Source organism: Streptomyces sp. NPDC026515 (genome assembly GCF_055567595.1).
This window is the reverse complement of record NZ_JBVHQD010000002.1, coordinates 140822-157483: the sequence shown is the minus strand read 5'-3', so window position 1 is coordinate 157483 and position 16662 is coordinate 140822. Positions and strand designations below refer to the sequence as shown.

Here is a 16662-nt window from a genome sequence, read left to right as displayed (position 1 = left end):
CCTCGGCGGGCGCCCGGTCTCCGGGACGGGTTCACCTCACCCGCGTACCCCCTCGGTGATGCGCAGCCTGATCGTGCGGGCCTCCGGGCGCAGGGCGAACTCGGGCCACACGTCCGGTCCGCAGGCCCGGGAGCCGAGACCGTGCTGGGCCGCGTCGATGATCAGGTGGCTGGTGGTGGACTCCGGGAGTTCGAAGGGGTGGGCGGCCCGGGCGAGCTGCTGGGGGGTGTGCCGGGCCAGGGTGAAGCCGGGGCGCCGTCCCCGGGTGTCGGGGAGCGCCGTGACGTGCAGTACCGCGGTGTCGGCGCTGGTCAGGGTGAGGCGGCGGAGCCCGGAGCGGTGGCCGGTCTCCTGGGGGCGGGCGTATCCGGCCGCGAGGTCCGCGACGGCGGCGGAGAAGCGGCCGGTGCGGGCCGCGCGGAGGCTGTCCGGGTAGGACTCGTGCGGGCCCAGGCCGAACCAGTCGGCGCCGTCCACCGGGGCCGTTCCGTCCGGCAGTTCGAAGCTCACCCCGATCCGCGGCCAGACCGTCGTCCAGCCCCGCGAGGGCTCGATCTCCACGCGCAGTTCCAGCTCGCCGTCCTCGACCGTCCAGACCGACTCCACGGTCACCGACAGCCCGGAGTGCGCGGCGGAGACCCGGTCGACGGTACGCAGGGCCTCATCGGTCCGTGCCACGCCGGTCCGCCGTGTCGTCAGCCGGTCGAGTCCGGCGCGGCGCCACAGCTCGGCGCTGGACACCTCGGGCAGGGCGTCGTCGCTGCCCTCCAGCCGGTCGGAGGTGCCCTCGTCGTTGTCGGTCGGCGCCCGGAACAGCTCCAGCCGCGGCCCGGTGACGGCGCGTCCGCCGAGGCGGGTGAGGGAACCGCCGGTGAACTCGGCGATGCCGAGGGCGAGTGTGCCCTCGTCCGGCCGCCAGCCGGTCCGGCGCCGGACGGCGGGCACCGGCCGCCGTACCGAGCGGTCCAGCTGGGCGGTGGCCACCTCGTGTCCCGCGGGCGCCCAGGAGGTCTCCGCGGCCAGCACCGCCTCGACCGTCAGCCAGGTCTCGGCGTCCGGCGCCACCGGGACCGCCGGCAGCGGCACCCGCCCCGACTCGCCCGCGGCCACCGGCGCGACCTTCAGGTCCCCGGACGCCACGAGGACGCCGTCGTGCTCGGCCCGCCAGCGGAAGAGCAGGTCGGCGGTGTCGGCGGAGTGCCGCAGGTTGGTGACCGTGAGCCGGTCGCCGTCGACGGCGAAGCGGATCGGCTGCACGACCGCCTTGAACTCGTGGAGGCCGGGGGTCGGCACGTCGTCGCTCAGCACCATGCCGTCCATGACGAAGTTGCCGTCGTGCACGACCTCCCCGAAGTCGCCGCCGTAGGCGTAGTAGGGCGTCCCGTCCGGGGTCCTGGCCAGGATGCCGTGGTCGCGCCACTCCCAGACGAAGCCGCCGTGCAGCCGCGGGTGCCGGTGGACCAGTTCCTCGTACTGGTCGAGGGCGCCGGGTCCGTTGCCCATCGCGTGGGCGTACTCGCACAGCAGGAACGGCCTGGTGCGCTGCCGGGCGCCCTGCGCGGGGGTGCAGCCGAGCAGCGGGGCGCGGGAGCCGTCCGTACCGATCTGCTCGGTCTCGGGGACGGTCGCGTACATCCGCGAGTAGACGTCGGTGTACTCGCCGGTGTAGTCGCCCTCGTAGTGCACGGGACGCTCGGGGTCGCGGGCGTGCACCCAGGCCGACATGGCAGCGAGGTTGGCGCCGGTCCCGGCCTCGTTGCCGAGCGACCACATGACGACGCCGGGGTGGTTCTTGTCGCGCTCGACGGTGCGCTCGATGCGGTCGAGGCAGGCCGCGCGCCAGGCCGGGTCGTCGGTCGGGTTCCCGTGCCAGCCCACGTTGTCGAAGCCGTGGGTCTCCAGGTCGCACTCGAGGACGACCCAGAAGCCGAGTTCGTCGGCGAGGTCGAGCAGCCGGGGGTGCGGCGGGTAGTGGCTGGTGCGGATGGCGTTCACGTTGAACCGCTTCATCCGCGCCAGGTCCTCGCGGGCGTGCGCCTCGTCGAAGACCCGGCCGCGCTCGGGGTGCGCCTCGTGCCGGTTCATGCCGTGGAAGACGACCCGGCGGCCGTTGACCAGGAAACGGTCACCACGGATCTCGACGGTACGGAAACCCACCCGCAGGGCTATGGTCTCGGCGGCCGACGCCACGGTGACGTCGTACAGCCGGGGTTCCTCGGCCGACCACGGCTCCACGCCCGGGACGTCGAGGGGCGTCACGTCGGCCGGCGTCTGCCAGACCCGCTCGACGCCCAGTTCGGGGATACGCAGGGTGACGGGGAACGCGCCGGCGCCGGCGGTGATCTCGGGGTCGATCCGGCCGTGTCCGCCGGCGTAGCCGGGGCGCAGCCAGACGTCCTCGACGCCGCCGACGGGGCGGGCGAGCAGGGTGACGTCCCGGAAGATGCCGGGCAGCCACCACTGGTCCTGGTCCTCCAGGTAGCTGGCGGCCGACCACTGGTGCACCCGGACGGCGACGACGTTGTCACCGGGGCGGACCGCGGAGGTCACGTCGAACTCGTGGGCGAGCCGGCTGCCGCTCGCGCTGCCGATCTCGACGCCGTTCACCCACACCTTGAACAGCGACTCCACACCGTCGAAGCGCAGCAGCACCCGCTCGGCGTCCGGCCAGTCCTCGGGGAGGACGAAGTGGCGGCGGTAGTCGCCGGTGGGGTTCTCGTCGGGCACGTGCGGCGGGTCGATCGGGAAGGGGAACTGGATGTTGGTGTAGATCGGCCGGCCGTAGGCGCCGTCGCCCTCCAGCACCCAGTGCGCGGGCACCGGGATGCCGTCCCAGCCGTGGTCGTCGTAGTCCTCGGCCGCGAACTCCTCGGCGACGGCCGCCGTCGGCGACAGCCTGAAGCGCCAGTTTCCGTTCAGCGACAGGGCGGGGGCGTCGGAGTGCAGCCACGAGCGGGCCGGGCGCAGGGCGCCACGCCAGGGAGCGGTGTCCGATACGTACGCGGAGTGCTCGGAGGGCAAGAGTTCACAACTTTCTGGATGAGGGGGGTGTTGTGCCGCTAGCGGAGGACGACGGTGCGGATCTCCCAGGGGCCGAGGGAGAGGGTGAGCCCGTCCTCCGTCACCGGTTCCGCGGCGATCGGCCGGCCGAGCAGGTCGACGGTCCCGGCTTCGGTGAAGGCGCCGGTCACCCGGACCTCCGTCGCGGTGTCGCGCAGCGCGGCGAGCCGCACCTCGGTGCCGGGCCCGTGCTCGGGGTCGGTGACGCGGCGGATGCTGGACACCTGGACGTCCCGGCCCTCGACCCGCACGCCGGCCGCGTCGGGGGGCAGCCCGCCGCCGCCGGGCGCGGTGCCGCGGGTGACCAGGACGCCGGCCCTGAACTCCTCGGCGAGCGCGACCGCGTCCGCGCCCCGCCAGCCGCCCGCCGAGGGCAGCACGGCGAACCGGTTCTCGATGCGCATGCCCAGGTCCTGGGCGCCGGGGACGGGGATCTCGCTCGCCGCGGGTTCGTCGCGCAGGGGGTGCAGGTTGACACTGATCGAGCCGATGGCGCGCAGCAGGGTGAGGGCCAGGGCGGAGCCGCCGTCGACGATTTCGTACTCGGCGGAGTGGTCCAGCAGGACGGTGGCCGGCCCCGCCGACACGAAGGAGCTCGCCGGGAAGGTCGGCAGGGGGTACTCGCCCCAGCCGCCCTCGGCGGTCAGCCCGCGTTCGGTGACGGCGAACTGCCCGGCCGACGCGGAGGCCGTGACGGGTTCGGGCAGCGGCACGTGGAAGCGCAGCCGGTGGTCGGCGCTCCGGTTGAGGAACGCGGTGGAGATCCGGACGAACGGCTCGCCCGCGCGGAGCTCCACCACCATGTCCACGGGGGTCGCGACGGTACGGCCGTCCCGCCGGTCCCGGTCCTCCGTGGCGAGCGCGGCCGGCCAGTCGTAGACGCGGGTGACCCGCAGCCTGGCCCGCAGCGGGCCCCGGTCCAGGAGTTCGACGCCGACCCGGGCCGGCTCGGAGACGAGGACGTCGTGGGCGGGCGGGGCGTAGTTGTAGCTGTCGCCCCGGTCGCCGCCGTCGACCAGCCGGCCGACCCCGGACAGGACGGTGCCGTCACGTCCGGCCACCTCCAGGGTGCCGTCGGCGGCCACGGTGACCTCGACCAGGCCGTTGGCGAGGCGGTCGGATGCCGCCGTCACCGGCCGCGCGGCCAGGTCGGTGGGGCGGTCGGCCGGCTCGACCCGGAAGGCGGCCAGTCCGGCGGCGGGGACGGGCACGGCCACCACCGCGGTGGCCCGGGCCTGGGCCAGGGTGCGCACCCGCCACTCCCCCGGGTGGGCGGCCGCGGCGGCGGCGACCTCGCCGCGCAGGGTCATCAGGTCGAAGGGTCCGTCCGGCGCCTCGGCGAGGTGGAAGACCAGGGAGTTCGGGGTGAGTTCGTAGTGGTCGATGAGCAGGCCGAACAGCTCCCGGCGGTGGATGCGGCGCAGTACGCGTTCGAGCTGCGAGGCGTCGTGCCGCTCGTCGCTGAGCACGGTGGGTGCCTCGGAGACCAGCTGGACGGGGTGCGTGGAGCCGTCGGCGGTGGTGGCGACCAGCGTGCGCCCCTCGGGGGCGGCGACGACGTCCACCTCGACCAGTGCGGTACGGGGCACGGGCAGCGGGTTGGCGACCAGGTGGCCGTCGCTCGGGACCAGGGCGGCGGGCTCGGCGAGGGCCGCGTCCCGGACCGCGCGGGCGGTCTGCGCGGCCTCGGCGAGGCGGGCGGCGACCTGGTCGCAGGTCTCGTCGGTGCCGGAGCCGACCACCGAGTCGTGGGCCGTCGACTCGACGATCTTGTGCCAGGCGAGGGCGAGGAAGTGCGACTCGTCGCGCCGGGACCACAGGGCGTTCATCCGCTCGGCGTGGTCGACGGTCCGCTCGGCGAGGGCCATCCGCTGCTTGAGCCCGAGCCGCACGGACAGCACGCCCGGCAGGATGTTGCCCCGGACATGGCTGCGCAGCTCACCGGTGACGACGGCGGTCACCTCGTCGCGTACGTGCCCCCGGAGGTACTCGTCGAGCGTGGCGACGGTGATCGGCCGCTGCTCGCCGGAGGCCCGCCGCAGCCAGTCCGCCAGCTTCGGGTCGGGCGCGTTGTGGTCGGTGCCGGCCATGGCCAGGAGCGGGTCGCCGCCCCAGCGTCCGGCGGTCTGCTCGGCGTACTCGGCGAGCGCCTGCCGGATCCGGTCCGGTACCAGCAGGACGTCGAGTCCGTTGTCGTACCCGTCGAAGAGGAACTCGGTGCGGACCTCGGAACCGTCGGGGGCGCGCCAGCGGAAGGCGTGGCCGTCGACCGAGCCGGGCACTCCGCGCCACAGGGCCGCGTGCTCGATGCCGGCGCGGGCCAGGATCTGCGGCATCTGCGCGACGTGGCCGAACATGTCGGGCAGGTAGCCGATGGGCATGGCCCCGCCGAGCCGCTCCGCGGCCGCCCAGCCCATCTGGAGGTTGCGGACGATGGTCTCGCCGGTGCAGAGGAACTCGTCGAGCAGGATCAGCCAGGGCCCGACGGCCAGCCGGCCCTCGCGGACCAGGGCGGCGACCCGGTCGCGGTTCTCCGGGCGCATCTCCAGGTAGTCCTCGACCGCGGCCATCTGCCCGTCGACGGTGAACCGGAAGTCCGGGTCGGCGTCGGCGGTGGCGAGCACGGTGTCGAGGGCGGTGACGAGTCGGTGCCGGAACACCTGGAACGGCTCGTACCACTCGCGGTCCCAGTGGAAGTGGGGCACGAAGACGGCGGAGTCGGGCATGACGGGAGGTACCTTCCGGGTGGTCACTTGAGGGAGCCGGCGGCGAGGCCGGTCCGCCAGAAGCGCTGGAGCAGGATGAACACGATGATCACGGGCACGATCGACACCAGTGAGCCGGTGATGATGGACTGCTGGAGCGCCGGGGCGCGGGCGGTCTGGCCGTTCCACTCGTACAGGCCGAGCGTGATCGGGAACAGGGACTCCTTCTGCAGCATCACCATCGGCAGGAAGAAGTTGTTCCAGATGGCCACGAACTGGAACAGGAAGATGGTCACCAGGGCCGGGGTCATCAGCCGGAACGCCACCGAGAAGAACGTCCGGAACTCGCCCGCCCCGTCCAGCCGCGCCGACTCGATCAGCTCCTGCGGGACCGCCGCGTTGGCGAAGATCCGCGCCAGGTAGACGCCGAACGGGCTGACGATGCTCGGCAGGAACACCGCGAAGTAGGTGTTGACCAGCCCGGTCGCCGAGAACAGCAGGAACAGCGGCAGGGCGAGCGCGGTGGTGGGCACCAGGACTCCGCCGAGGATGACGGAGAACAGGAACTCCCGGCCGCGGAAACGGAACTTGGCGAGGGCGTAGCCGCACAGCGCGGAGATCAGGGTGCCGACGGCCGCGCCCAGCACCGCGTAGATCACGGTGTTCAGGGCCCAGCGGCCGAAGATGCCGTCGCTGCGGGTGAACAGGACGTGCAGGTTGTCGAAGAGGTCGAAGTGCGAGAACGCCAGCCCGTTGGTGGTGGCGAGGTCGCCCTGCGGCTTGGTCGCCGCGACGACCAGGAAGTAGACCGGCAGCAGGAAGTAGACGGCCAGCAGCAGCATCAGGCCCATGGCTGCGGTACGGCTGACGCGGCTCTCTTTGATCACGGTGGGGTGGTTGCTCACAGTCCGGCCTTCTTCGAGGTCAGTCGCATGAACCCGAAGCTCAAGACGAAGGTGATGACGGCGATGACGACGGAGATGGCGGCTGCCTGCTGGTAGTTGTTCCCGGAGGCCACCGTGTAGGCGAGCATGTTCGGGGTGAACGTGCTGGAGATGTTCGAGGAGATCTGCCGCAGCACGGCGGGCTCGGCGTACAGCTGCAACGTGCCGATGATCGAGAACACCGTGGTCAGGACGATCGACGGGGCGATGATCGGTACCTTGACCCGCCAGGCGATCGTCCAGTTGGAGGCGCCGTCGATCTTCGCGGCCTCGTAGAGCTCCTGCGGGATCGACTGGAGCGCCGAGAACATGATCAGCATGTTGTAGCCGGTCCACAGCCAGGTGGAGACGTTCGCGGCCGACCAGAGCACGGCACCCGGGCCGAGGAAGTCGGGGTGCAGCCCGACGCTGTCCAGCAGGTCGACGACGGGGCTGAGCTGCGGCGAGTAGAGGTACGACCACATGATCGCGGCGATCACCCCGGGCACCGCGTACGGCATGAACGCGGTGATCCGGAAGAACGCCTTGACCTTGAGCAGCGGGGTGTCCAGGAGCAGCGCGATGATCAGCGCGACGAACAGCATGACCGGCACCTGCACGATGCCGAACAGGCCGATCCGGCCGATGCTGGACCAGAACTCGGTGTTCCGGAACACCTGGCCGTACTGCTCGAAGCCGCCGAAGGTCGTGTACGAGGTGCCGTACTGTCCGCCGCTGCGGCGCACCACGCGGAAGCTCTGCCACAGCGCGTAGCAGACCGGCACCAGGTAGAAGAGCAGGAACGGCAGGAAGAACGGGGCGACGAAGGCGGCGATGGTGCCCGGCCGGGGGCCGCCGCCGTCGAGACGGCGGCGGCCCCCGGTCGGCAGCACCACGCCGGCGGGGCGGGGCGCGATGTCGGTCATACGGCGGTCACTTGCCCGCCTCGGCCGGGATGGCCTGGTCCTTCATCGACTTCAGCGCGGTGGCCTGGGCGGCGGCGAGCGCGTCGGTCAGGGCGCCGTCACCGGCCGCGGCCTTGGCCATCGCGTCCTGGAGCGCGAGGTTCACCGTCTTCTGGGTGGGGCCCCAGCTGAAGCTGGTGTCGATCTTCTTGGACGAGTCCGCGAAGACGTCGAAGATCTTCTCGTTGTTGTAGTACGGCACGCCCTTGGAGAGCGCCGGCAGCTTCAGCCCGTCGAGGGCCGCCGGGTAGAGACCGCCCAGCTCGTTCTCCATCGCCAGCGCCTGCGGGTCGCTGTTCAGCCAGGTGTTGAACTCGACCGACTCGTAGAGGTGCTTGCTGCCCTTCATGAACGCGACGGTCGAGCCGCCCCAGTCACCGGAGGAGCCGCCCGCGCCCCAGGTCGGCATCGGGACGATCGACCACTTCCCGGCCTGCTTGGGCAGGTTGTCGCGGAACATGCTGTATCCCCAGGCGGCGCCGACGTAGCTGGCGATCTGGTCCTTCTGGTACGCCGCGTACATCTGCGTCGACCCGTTGGCGAGGTCGGTGCGCACCAGCTTCCCGGAGATCAGCTTCTGCCAGTAGTCCGCGACCTGCCTGCTCTGCGCCGACTCGACGCTGACCTGCCACTTGTCGCCGGAGTAGCCGTACATGTGGGCGTCGTTCTGCCAGAGCAGGCCGTTGAACCACTCGGCGTTGTTCGGGTCGAAGAACGTGATGTCGAGGTCGGGGTCCGCCTTGTGCAGCTTCTCGGCCGCCGCGGCGTACTCGTCCCAGGTCGTGGGGACGGCCACGCCGTACTTCTTGAAGATGTCGGTGCGCACGAACAGGGCCATCGGACCGGTGTCCTGCGGCAGGGCGAACACCCCGGTGCCGCCGAAGCTGGCCTGCGACCAGGTCCAGGGCACGAACTTCGACTTGGCCGCGGTGGCCGCCTTGCAGGCGGAGGCGTCGACGAAGGCGTTCTGGGTGCGCAGGTTGGGCAGTTCGTCGTAGCCGACCTGGGCGAGGTCCGGCGCCTTGTCCGCCTTGAGGGCGTTGCCGAGGGTGCCGTACTGGTCGTTGGAGATGTTCTTGGTCTCGACCTGGACGTCGGGGTGCTGCTTGTTCCACAGGGCGACGACCTTGTCCATGCCCGGAACGGTGTTCCAGTACTGGAGGGTGACCTTGCCCTTCGCCGGTGCGCAGGACGAGGCGGAGGACGCCTTGTCCGACGTACCGGAGGAGGAACATCCGGCGAGTACGACGATGCCCGCAGTGGCGGCCGCGGCGGCGAGGCGGGTGCGTGTGGCTGTGCTGGTCATGTCTTCCGTTCCAGAGAACGCCTGGCGAAGGTCGGCAGGCGGGTCGACGTTGACACCTGGAGGCGGATGCCTTCTGGTTGGAATCAGGTTCCGTGAGCGGTAACGTGAGCGCTCACGGGAGCGGTAACGGGAAGTGATTGGGAGTGTGGGCTCCGGTCCGCCGGAGTGTCAAGACTCAAAACGTCGGACCCGGCATACTCGGTGTCCCTGCGACGCGGCCGCGTCGGCAACTGCACGGAGGTGAGTGATGGCGCCGTCGGGGACCGGACCCCGCAGGGTGACGATCGACGATGTGGCCGAAGCCGCGGGAGTGTCCCGGCAGACCGTGTCACGCGCGCTCAACGACAAGGGCGAGATCGGCGTCTCCACGAAGCAGCGCGTCCTGGACGCCGCCCTGGAGCTGGGCTACCGGCCGAGCCGGTTCGCACGCGGGCTGGTGCGGCAGGACACGATCAGCGTCGGACTGGTCATCCCCGATCTGCTCAACCCGTTCTTCACCGAGGTCGCCGCCGCCGCGCTGGACGCGGCCCGGAGCCGCGGCTGGCACGTCGTGGTGTACGACACCGGTGACCATGTCGAGGAGGAGCGGGGCACCCTGGAGGTGATCGCCTCCCAGGTGGACGCGGTGGTGGGCTATCTGAGCCTGGCCGAGGACGAGATCGCGCGGCTCACCCGGGGGCTGCCCGTCGTCCTCATCGACCGCAAACGCCCCACCGAGCGGTTCAGCTCGATCCGGATCGACGGCGAGGCGGGCGTGCACGCGGCGATAAGGCACCTGACAGCGGCCGGACACCGGCACATCGGCATGCTGGACCACGCGGAGCGCTCCGAGCCGAGCGTCCGGCACGAGTGGTTCGACTCCGCGATGTCCGCGTGCGCGCTGGACGCCGGTTCGGTGGCCCGCGCCGACCAGAGCGTGGACGGTGGCGAGCACGCGCTCCTCGAACTCCTGGCCCGGCACCCGCACCTGACCGCCGTGTTCACGTTCAACGACATCATCGCCTTCGGCGCGTTGCGGGGCGCCCGCCGGCTCGGCCGCCAGGTCCCCGGGGACCTCGCGGTCCTGGGCTTCGACGGCCTGGGCCTGGGCACCCTCGTCGAACCGGCGCTGACCACGGTGGCCCTGGACACCCGCCGGCTCGGAGCGCTCGCCGTCGAACAGACGGCCAGGCTCCTGACCGGCGCCGCCCCGCTGCGCCCCGACGAGCTGGCGGTGGGGGCGGAACTGCGACTGCGCGAGTCGGCGTAGCCGGCGGGCCGGGCGTGAGGGGGGCGGGGCGCGGTCGTCGACTCGCTGCGGCCCGGTGGGGGCTTGTCGCGCAGTTCCCGCACCCGAGAAGGTGGGCCCGCCTGTCCTGGCCCAAGGGGCGCGGGGAACTGCGCGAACGGCCCCCACCGGCCCGCAGCCGCCCGACGACCGCACCCCGCCCCCCTCACGCGGACCGGCGGGCGCGGCGGTTGCGCCAGCGGGTGACCAGCCACAGGACGTTGACTCCGCCCAGGGTGACCAGCACGGCCGCCGAGTCGGCGTTGCGCGCGAGGCCGTGGTCGGGGCCCAGTCCGCGAGCCGCCCGGACCAGCAGGGTGAGGTCGGCGGGAAGGGTGACGGCGGCCATGAACGCCAGGCAGGCCGCCGTGCCGGCCACGAGGACGACGCTGTAGAGGCGGACGGCACGGCGCTCGTGCGGGGGCAGCCGGGTGCTCGGGTCGGTGGTGGCGTGGCGGGTGGCGCGCAGCAGCCGCCGGATCCGGTAGCGGGCGTAGGCGAGGCCGTCGCCGTACAGGTTCCGGCAGCCGGTGACGTCCTGGAGGACGAAGTAGAGGTCGGTGCGCGTGAACACCATGCACTGGAAGGGCAGTGGCAGCAGGGCCAGCAGCAGGGCCGCGGCCAGCAGCCGGTGGGCCGTCGTCCCGGGGTCCGTCAGGGCGAGGACCGGCACCAGGGCCGAGGCGACGGACAGGTTGAGGGCGATACCGGCCAGGTAGGCCGTCAGCCTCAGGCGGCGGGGCGCGAGTTCGATGCCGCTGATGTCGGTCTGCATGACGAGGAACTGCAGCCGGGTGCCCAGTCGCATCCGCCCCGGCACGCCCGCGGCCCGGGCGGTGACCAGGTGCGCCAGCTCGTGGGCGAACAGCAGCGCCCACCCGGCCGCCGCCCCGGTGACCAGGACGAGGCTGCCGTGCGGGCTCCACAGCAGGTCGCGGTAGCACGGAATGAGGTCGGGCCGGTGGACCAGGACGGCGACGGCGGCGGCCAGCAGCAGTCCGACGCCCACCGCGAGCGCCGGGTGCTGGGCGAACCGGACCGTGCGCGGACGCAGCCACGGCAGGGACGCACGCGGCGGTTCGGCGTCCGGGACCGGGCAGTCCCCGATCCGCGCCACGAAGCCCAGGGCCGCCAGGTCGCGGACGAAGTCCTCGACGTCGAGTTCCTCGCCGGTCTCCTCCCGCAGCAGGTCCGTCGTGCGGGCCACGCTCAGCCCCTGGCCGAGGAGTTCCACCGCGCGGGCCCCGGCCGCGGGCAGGGCCACGAAGGTCCGGGTGGCCATGCGGCCCACGATCCACTCGTCCCGGTCCCGCCGGATCCCGAGGTCGTGCAGCACGACGCGGGTCGACGGCTCGATCCGGGGCCGGTCCACCGCCGCCGTACCGGTCACGCGGACCCCCCGGCCGTCCGCGCCGGCCCGGCGGTGCGGGCGCTAGCGGCGGTTCCGCAGGCGGGGCAGTCGGGGCGGCGCTCCGCGCGTTGCGTGACGGGGTCGCCGGGCAGCATGAGGTTGAGGCCGAACCGGCATCCGGGGTCGACCGGCGGGATCCCGCACAGCAGTGTCAGCGCGGCATGGGCCAGCAGGCTGCCGGACAGACCCGCGGTCACCGCGTTGACCGGGTTCCACGGCATGCGGGGGGAGGCCGCCTCCTCGTCCTGGCCGGGCGCGAGCCGCAGATCGCGCCGCTCGGTCTCGGCGCTGCGCAGACACTCCCAGCACGCGCCCCGGCCGGGCCTGAACATCCCGACACTCACCAGCGGACCGCGGTACCCGGCCTCGGCCCACGCCGTCCCGGTGGCCAGACAGACCTGGTTGGCCCACCTGCGGATCACCGCGGGCCGGTCGGCCGCCAGCAGCAGCACGTCGTACCCGGAGCCGTCGCCGGGGCCGCCGGCCAGCAGTTCTTCCAGGTCCGTGGGCCCGCGCACCTCCCGGCGTTCGCCGGTGACCGTCGTGTCCGAGTTCAGGGCGCGCAGCGCCGTCAGCGCCGCGTCGATCTTCGGCGTGCCGAGGTCGCGCTCGCCGAAGAGGGTCTGCCGGTTGAGGTTGGACAGTTCGACGACGTCCGGTTCGACGCAGTGCAGGCGCCCCACCCCGGAGGCCACCAGGTCCCGCGCCGCGGTCCCGCCGGTGCCCCCGACGCCCACCAGCAGCACCCGGGCCCGGCGCAGCCGCAGTTGCGGCTCCCAGGCGCTCTCCCGGGGCCGGAGGTCCATCCAGCGCAGCAGGGTCATCCCCCTGCCGTACCGCTCGCGTTCCCGCTCGGACAGCTCCGCGGGCGGCGCGGCACCGGCGTCCTCCACGTACCCGGCCGTCGTCAGGTCCGTGATCGCCTGGGCGATGTCCGGATCCGGCAGCCGCAGTCCCGGATGGCGGCGGGCCACCTCGGCGACGATGTCGGCGGCGCTGCGGGTGCCGTCCATGGTCTCCACCAGCGTCCACACCCAGCCGTCGGGATCCGTGACCTCGGCGCCGATGCCGTGCACGACGCTCCCGATCCGCACATGGCCGTCGACGGTCCGGTAGGCCCGGTGTTCCGGCTTGATCCGAGGCCGCCGCATCGCGGGTACGGTCATTTTCGCGCCAATCTCCTGAGCCTCAACCAGCTTGTGGACCAAGGACGTTGACAAGGGTTGCCGGTACGGCCAACTCTGGCAAGAGCACGTCAATCACCGCACGCCACGGCCACCGTCGGGAGGAGATGGCATGCCGAACAAGATCGAGATCCGGCCGCTGGACAAGAAGGAGACCACCGGCGACAGCGGTGGCAACGGCGGCAGCTGACCGGGCACCGATGCCTGACCGCTACCTCACGGTCGCGGAAGTCGCCGACTCGGCGAGGCGGCTGGTGTCCCGGTTCCCCGGGACCGGCCGGCTGCGCCGGATCGGCGCCTCCCGGGCCGGCCGCCCGATCCTGATGCTGTCCGTGGGACACGGGCCGCACCACGTCCTGGTGGTCGCCCGGCCGCACCCCGACGAACCGGTCGGCGGCACGACCGCGATCGCGCTGGCGGAACGGCTGCTGAGCGCCCCGGCGACATCCCCGGCGCACAGCGGCCGGCCGGCCGCGGCGACCGACCTTTCCCTCGTCACCTGGGATCTCGTCCTGTGCCTGGACCCGGACGGCGCCGCGCTGAGCCAGGGCATCGAGGAGGCGACGGCCCGGCCCGGCCGCACCCCGGCCGACTACTACCGTGCCGCCTACCGTCCGGTCGCGGCGGAACAGCCGGAGTGGGCCCCCATCGAGTCCCGGCACCTCCCGGAGAGCCAGGCCCTGTTCGACGTCATCGACGAACTGCGGCCGCTCCTGCAGTGCTCCCTGCACAGCGTCGACGCGGGCGGCACCTGGGTCCAGCTGACCCGCGCCCTCCCCCGCCTCGCCACGCCGTTCGAGGAGTCCGCCGCCTCACTCGGCATCCCGCTCCAGCGCGGCACGTTCGACGCCCTGTACTGGGAGAACCCCGGCCCCGGCCTCTACGTCCTGCCGCCGCCGGAGAGCGCCGCCCGGCTGGCGGCCGGGTCCGAGAACATCGCGGTGTCGACCTGGTGCGCACCCGGGCGGTACGGCGGGGTCACGGCGATCGTCGAAGTACCCCTGTGGGCGACGGACCTGGCCGACGACCTGTCCCCGCACCCGGGTCCCGCTGCCGCCCTGCACGACCTGGCCGGGCTGGTACGGGACGGCGGGCGCCAGGTGACCGCCGTCCTCGACAAGGCGCGCCCCTTCCTGCCGGCGGCCCGCGACGACGCGCGCAGACGTGTCCTTGAGTGGATGGCCGACGGTCTCTACGACCTGGTCGCGGGCTCCTGGGAACCGCTCGCCCGGCAGGCGGCCGGCGATCCGCCGGGGCTGACGACGGCCCAGGTCTGCGCCCTGGACATCGTGGCCCGCCGCCAGCCGCTGCGCGCCGCCGGTCTGCTGCTACGGCTGCTCGGGGCGGCGGCCGACCCCGCCGCGCCGGGGCTGCGCCGCGACCTGGACGACCTGTTCACCGCCTGGTCCACGGAGTTCGCGAGAACCCTGCGGCTGCACTGGGTCCCCGTGCGCCGGCAGGTGGCCCACCAGACCCGCACGGTCCTGGCGGCGGCCGAGAGCGCGCTGGCCGCACCGCGGTGACGGTCCCCGGGCACGGCCCGGCCGGGCTCGGGTCTCGGCGCCCTGGTCCACGTGACCCTGCTCGACGCCTTCCGGCCGGGGCGGAGCGGGCTGCCCGCCGAGCCCGCGGTCGCGGGCTCGGCCGACAGCCGGACGTCGCCTTCGGCCGTGCCGCCGGGCACGGCCGTCACCCTGGCGGAGCCGGGGCGAGGGGACGAGAACGCACTCTTCTACGGGACCGTCGCCGCGCGGTGCTGGGCGAGTTGAGCGGCGAAGAGGTGGGAGTCGAGCAGGGCGGGGTCGGCCGTACGGGCGGCTTTCGCGTAACCGGTGAGCATCCGTTTGGTCAGGACCAGTGCCTGGGGCGAGCGCCGGGCGAGGGGTCTGGTCCAGGCGGTGACGGCCTCGTCCAGTTGGCCGAGGGGGACGGTCTTGTGCAGGAGACCGAGGCGACGGGCCGCCTCGGCGTCGAAGTCCTCGCAGGTGAGCATGAGTTCACGGATGCGGGCGGCACCGGCCTCGGTGATCAGACGGCCCATGGCACCGCCCCAGGCGGGGGCGAGTCCGAGGCCGATCTCCGGCATGCGGAAGCGGCAGGTGTCCGCCCCCGCGCGGAGGTCGCAGTAGGCGGCGAGCGCCAGGCCGGCACCGACGACCCTGCCGTGCAGCCGGGCGATGGTGACGACATGGGTGTTCTCCAGGGCCTGGCACAGGCGCTGGGCCTTGTCCGCGATACGCCGCACCGTGGTCCCGGTCGGATCGGCGGCCAGGGCGTCCTGGTACTCCAGGCGGTCGGCTCCCAGGCAGAAGTCCTCGCCCAGGGAGGAGAGCACCAGGATGCGGATGTCGGGCTGCTCGTGGAGGCTGTCGAGGACGGCGATGAGCTCGTCCACGACGGCGACGCTCAGCACGTCGTCCCGAGCGGCTGGATTGAGCCGGACATGAAGGACCGGACCGGTCAGGGTGAGGGCTATGGGTACGGGCACGGACTCGGCCGTGTCCGCGAGTTCTGGGACGGGGGCGCGCTCGGACGCGGAGGCGGATGTTATTGGCGAGTTCATGTCAGCGATACATCCAGGTTCAGCAGGCGCCTGAACGCCACCCGGGACGCCTGCGCGGGGCGGCGGACCAGGGTGAGTCCCGGCAGGCGGGCGATCATGTGGCGGAGCAGGGTCTGCGCCTCCAGCCGGGCGAGAGGCGCGCCCAGGCAGTAGTGGATGCCTCCACTGAAGGCCAGGTGGGTCGGCCTGCGCCGCGGGTCGAAGGAGTCGGGGCCGGCGAACCGCGCCGGGTCACGGTGGGCGGCGCCCACCATGAGGTGGACCATCTCCCCGGCGCCGACCTCGGTGTCCTCCAGGAGACAGTCCTGGGAGGCGACCCGGCTGATCACGTGGGTCGGCGGATCGTAGCGCAGGGCCTCCTCGACGAACCCGGGCACGAGGTCCGGGTGTTCGGCGAGCAGGGGCCAGCGGCCGGGGTCCTCCACCAGCAGGAGAGTCATGGTCGACAGCATCGTCGCGGTCGTCTCCAGAGCCGCCAGCAGGACGAACAGGGCGAGGAAGTAGACCGCCTCGTCGGCCTTGTCCTGGTCCGGTTCGAGCTCGTCCCACGTCCGTATCCAGCCGGAGACCGGATCGTCGCCGGGGCGCCCGCGCCGCTCGCGCACGAGGCCGAGGAAGTAGGCACGGAGCTCGGCCATGGCGGCGTCGGAACGGGCCAGCTGACTGGCGTTCGGGAGGAGCTCCTGGGTGAACACCTGGTCGTGGGTCAGTTCACGCAGGCGGGGCCAGTCCGCGCTCGGCAGCCCGAGCCAGTCGCCGATGGTGGCGACGGGAAGTTCGTCGCTCACCAGTGCCGCGAAGTCGGCCTCCCCGTCGCGCAGTCGCTCGTGCAGGGTGTCGAGGAGCCGGTCGACCACCTGGCTCACACGGCGGCCGATCCGGTCGATGGTGGTGCGGTCGAAGGTGCCCGCCGACCGGCGCACCCGGGTGTGCTCCGGAGGGTTGAGCGCGGGCAGGGTGTGGCTGATCTCCCGGGAGGAAGGGGCGCTCCAGCGGGTGCGCGCACCCTGCTGCTCCCGCCACCTGGTGTCCGGTTCGAGCCAGGCACCGTTGCGCAGTACCTGGTCACAGGTGCCGTAACTGGTCACGAGGTGACCACCCCAGGGCGCGGGGCTGACTCCGCCGCGCGCCCTGAGTTCCGCGTAGATAGGGAAGGGATCGGCCTGTCCTTCAGCCGTCCGAAGACGGGAGAACAGGGAGATGACGGCCCGACGGTCCGCTGACGGAGTCGTGACACTCCCCACGATGACGGCTCCTTTCTGCCAGCCGCCATCCGTA

At 72.7% G+C, this 16662-nt stretch carries 12 protein-coding genes; 3 read left to right on the top strand and 9 right to left on the bottom strand.

The window, feature by feature from the left end; translation table 11 throughout:
- Positions 1–36: 36 nt before the first annotated feature.
- From ACZ4O3_RS04140 to ACZ4O3_RS04120, 5 genes are read right to left on the bottom strand one after another with little or no spacing between them, the layout of a single operon-like run.
- Positions 37–3021 carry a glycoside hydrolase family 2 TIM barrel-domain containing protein gene (locus tag ACZ4O3_RS04140; protein WP_467721099.1) on the bottom strand — a complete coding sequence of 995 codons (2985 nt, stop codon included), beginning with the start codon at positions 3019–3021 and terminating at the stop codon, positions 37–39.
- 38 nt (positions 3022–3059) lie between these two features.
- Positions 3060–5786 carry a glycoside hydrolase family 38 N-terminal domain-containing protein gene (locus ACZ4O3_RS04135; RefSeq protein ID WP_467721097.1) on the bottom strand — a complete coding sequence of 909 codons (2727 nt, stop codon included), beginning with the start codon at positions 5784–5786 and terminating at the stop codon, positions 3060–3062.
- Between the two features lie 23 nt (positions 5787–5809).
- A complete protein-coding gene (locus ACZ4O3_RS04130; protein WP_362728280.1) occupies positions 5810–6616 on the bottom strand; it encodes a carbohydrate ABC transporter permease in 807 nt (268 codons plus the stop codon).
- 50 nt (positions 6617–6666) lie between these two features.
- Positions 6667–7614, bottom strand: a complete 948-nt coding sequence (locus ACZ4O3_RS04125) for a carbohydrate ABC transporter permease (RefSeq protein ID WP_467721096.1) — start codon at positions 7612–7614, stop codon at positions 6667–6669.
- A 7-nt stretch (positions 7615–7621) separates the two neighbouring features.
- Positions 7622–8959 carry an ABC transporter substrate-binding protein gene (locus ACZ4O3_RS04120; RefSeq protein ID WP_362731079.1) on the bottom strand — a complete coding sequence of 446 codons (1338 nt, stop codon included), beginning with the start codon at positions 8957–8959 and terminating at the stop codon, positions 7622–7624.
- A 247-nt stretch (positions 8960–9206) separates the two neighbouring features.
- Between ACZ4O3_RS04120 and ACZ4O3_RS04115 the strand changes: the two genes are divergently transcribed.
- Positions 9207–10208 carry a LacI family DNA-binding transcriptional regulator gene (locus tag ACZ4O3_RS04115; RefSeq protein ID WP_467721095.1) on the top strand — a complete coding sequence of 334 codons (1002 nt, stop codon included), beginning with the start codon at positions 9207–9209 and terminating at the stop codon, positions 10206–10208.
- A 184-nt stretch (positions 10209–10392) separates the two neighbouring features.
- Here ACZ4O3_RS04115 and ACZ4O3_RS04110 read toward each other — a convergent pair whose 3' ends face one another.
- Both ACZ4O3_RS04110 and ACZ4O3_RS04105 read right to left on the bottom strand, forming a co-directional pair.
- Positions 10393–11616, bottom strand: coding sequence for a hypothetical protein (locus tag ACZ4O3_RS04110; protein WP_467721094.1), 1224 nt, complete (start codon positions 11614–11616; stop codon positions 10393–10395).
- Complete coding sequence (locus ACZ4O3_RS04105) at positions 11613–12803, bottom strand: HesA/MoeB/ThiF family protein (protein ID WP_467721093.1); 1191 nt, start codon at positions 12801–12803, stop codon at positions 11613–11615. Before ACZ4O3_RS04105 ends, ACZ4O3_RS04110 begins: the two co-directional genes overlap by 4 nt.
- A gap of 31 nt (positions 12804–12834) precedes the next feature.
- Here ACZ4O3_RS04105 and ACZ4O3_RS04100 point away from each other — a divergent pair, with 31 nt between their 5' ends.
- Positions 12835–13011 (top strand): hypothetical protein, encoded by a 177-nt coding sequence (locus ACZ4O3_RS04100; protein ID WP_362731559.1) that lies wholly within the window; start codon positions 12835–12837, stop codon positions 13009–13011.
- Positions 13012–13021: 10 nt separating this feature from the next.
- Positions 13022–14344: a M14 family zinc carboxypeptidase gene (locus ACZ4O3_RS04095; RefSeq protein WP_467721092.1), complete on the top strand. Its 1323-nt coding sequence runs from the start codon at positions 13022–13024 to the stop codon at positions 14342–14344.
- 209 nt (positions 14345–14553) lie between these two features.
- On the opposite strand, the gene ACZ4O3_RS04090 is transcribed toward ACZ4O3_RS04095, so the two are convergent.
- Entirely contained in the window at positions 14554–15309 is a 756-nt protein-coding gene (locus tag ACZ4O3_RS04090; RefSeq protein WP_467721091.1) for an enoyl-CoA hydratase/isomerase family protein, read from the bottom strand.
- A gap of 71 nt (positions 15310–15380) precedes the next feature.
- A complete protein-coding gene (locus ACZ4O3_RS04085; protein WP_467721090.1) occupies positions 15381–16628 on the bottom strand; it encodes a cytochrome P450 in 1248 nt (415 codons plus the stop codon).
- Positions 16629–16662: the final 34 nt, after the last annotated feature.